This is a genomic window from Barnesiella sp. CU968 (assembly GCF_905219685.1).
GTDB classification, from domain to species: domain Bacteria; phylum Bacteroidota; class Bacteroidia; order Bacteroidales; family Muribaculaceae; genus Lepagella; species Lepagella muris_A.
This window is the reverse complement of the sequence record NZ_CAJMXD010000443.1, coordinates 1-2195: the sequence shown is the minus strand read 5'-3', so window position 1 is coordinate 2195 and position 2195 is coordinate 1. Positions and strand designations below refer to the sequence as shown.

3 protein-coding genes are annotated in these 2195 nt (G+C 48.0%); 2 read left to right on the top strand and 1 reads right to left on the bottom strand.

Going from position 1 to position 2195, the window contains the following annotated elements; translation table 11 throughout:
* The coding region (locus JX312_RS12560) for a site-specific integrase (protein ID WP_204458237.1) at positions 1 to 1229 on the top strand (1229 nt) is incomplete at its 5' end.
* Positions 1230 to 1631: 402 nt separating this feature from the next.
* Here JX312_RS12560 and JX312_RS14255 read toward each other — a convergent pair.
* Positions 1632 to 1763, bottom strand: a complete 132-nt coding sequence (locus JX312_RS14255; RefSeq protein WP_255563928.1) for a hypothetical protein — start codon at positions 1761 to 1763, stop codon at positions 1632 to 1634.
* 261 nt (positions 1764 to 2024) lie between these two features.
* Between JX312_RS14255 and JX312_RS12555 the strand changes: the two genes are divergently transcribed.
* Positions 2025 to 2195, top strand: a 171-nt coding sequence (locus JX312_RS12555; protein WP_239653917.1) for a Cas9 inhibitor AcrIIA9 family protein, incomplete at its 3' end; no start/stop codon positions are given.

The following is a 2195-nucleotide window of genomic DNA, read 5'->3' as shown; positions in this document are numbered from 1 at the left end:
AGCTACTCAAGAGCGGAGAAGCCTCTGTGAGTATGCGTATCACTGTGGACGGACAGCGCGTAGAAAATAATATCCGCAAAAGTATCCTTCCCAATCTGTGGGATCAGTCAAAGGAACGTGCGAAAGGCACGAGCAAGACTGCCGTTGACCTCAACCGTTTTATCGAGGAAGCCCGCATCAAAATCCACCAGATAATAACCGAGCTTCAGCAGAACGGCGAGGAAATCACTCCCGCTGTGGTTCAACAGCGTTTCTACGGCATCGGACAGGTTCGCAAACAGGAGCGGACAATCCTTCAAGTAATTCAGGAACACAACGAAGAAGCGGAGAAACTAATCGGCAAGGACTTTGTGAAGATTACCGTCAGACGCTACGAGTCGATGAAGCGTTACCTCTGCGAAATGATAAAGGAGAAATACGATGTGCCCGACCTGCCCCTTTCGGATTTTACCGGCGAGGTAATCCGCGCCTACGAGGTCTATCTCAAAACGGAGAAAGACCTTTGCCAGAACACGCTTATCCGCTACATGAAGGCGTTGAAGAAGATTACAAACCGCTGCATCGCCAACGACTGGATACACAAAGATCCGTTTGCCGGAATTAAATTCCGCGAGGAACCCACCGACCCGGAGTTTCTCACTATCGAGGAAGTCAACCGCATCTATGAATGTGATCCGGGAAGCAAGCGATTGGAGGTGGTGCGTGATATGTTTCTGATGTCGGCGTTCACTGGCCTTGCCTTCACTGATGTTTCCCAGCTTACCGAGGAACATATCGTGACCGACAACGAGGGGAATAAGTGGATACGCAAGCCCCGTCAGAAGACGCGCCAAATGAGCAATATTCCCCTGCTGGATATTCCTCTTGAAATAATAGAGAAATATCGCGGCGACAAGAAGGCGGCGAAAAAAGGTGTGTTGCTCCCCATTCCGAGCAATCAGGTGATGAACCGCTATCTGAAAGAGATTGCCACAATCTGCAAGATTGACAAGTATCTCACCACCCATGTGGCCCGGCACACATACGCCACCGTCTGCCTTTCGCAAGGCGTTAGTCTGAAAAACGTGTCGAAGATGCTCGGACACGCCAGCGTTAAAATGACCGAGCGTTACGCCAGAGTGCTTGACTCATCAATCCTGCGTGACATGAACAGCATCAGGGACACCATGAACCTCGGCAAACCGAAAAAGCAGAAGGTCAAGGAAGAATCAGACAAGGAAGCAATCTGAGCAGTTCTGCATTAAAAGATAAAGGAGATGATATTTCCCACACGGGGTATCATCTCCTTTAATTGTTTCATACCGTTTGAAAGCGGAGAGAGGTGTGGCAGTCAGCCATGAATGGACCAAGACCGCCACGCCACTCTCCGCTTGTTGTTGCAATCCACGGGCATAGACAATGATGTGAAATCATAGACTATGCCTTATCGGGATTGGACTGTGCCATTATCAGTTTTTCAATCATTCTTTTTCAGAGGGTTCAGAACCATCGGCAACACTGACGGTTGCCGGGTCTATATGTTGTTTCGGGCTGTCATATCGGGGGTACCGTTTTCAATCATAGCATCACAATAACAGATGGGCAAGTATAAGTAGCTCGCCTGATTAAACGTATGGCTAAGGAATGTTCATTCAGTCATGGAAAAATCTCCACGCTCCTGCGGAGGTAGTATTTGTTCCTGCCTGCCTGAACATTCCTTTTTTGTCGCCATACGTCATTGAGGCGTCGAGCAACTCATACAGCCACACCGTCATTGGACGCATGGTTAAAAAAAAGTACCCACCGATATGACAGCTACAAAACAACATAGAAATTTAGGTCGAAGCGAAGCTCACCAAACCTCCCATCAATACCGCATAATCAAAGGGTTGGCGAAAGTGGTTGGTTGCATAATCGGCTTAATAGTGGCTCTGATAATGTGGGTTGTAGTCCGACCGATACTCCGAGGTGTGGGGTGGCTAATCTCCATACTGACGATGATAGCGATAATCTATTGGTTAATGACACTCTAAAATATTACGACTATGGCAAACAAGAATGAAAACAAAGGTACTATGGCATTTGCGGACACTATCCGTCACTACCTTGAAAAGAGAGCCGAGAATGACGTGCTTTTCGCCGTCAAGTTCGCAAACCCCTCAAAGTCCGTAGAGGACTGCGTGACCTATATAATCAACGAGGTCAAGAAAAGCGGT

Coding starts and splice junctions, on each gene's coding strand:
- JX312_RS14255 (WP_255563928.1), bottom strand. CDS start 1,763: ATGCGTCCAATGACGGTGTGGCTGTATGAGTTGCTCGACGCCTCAATG.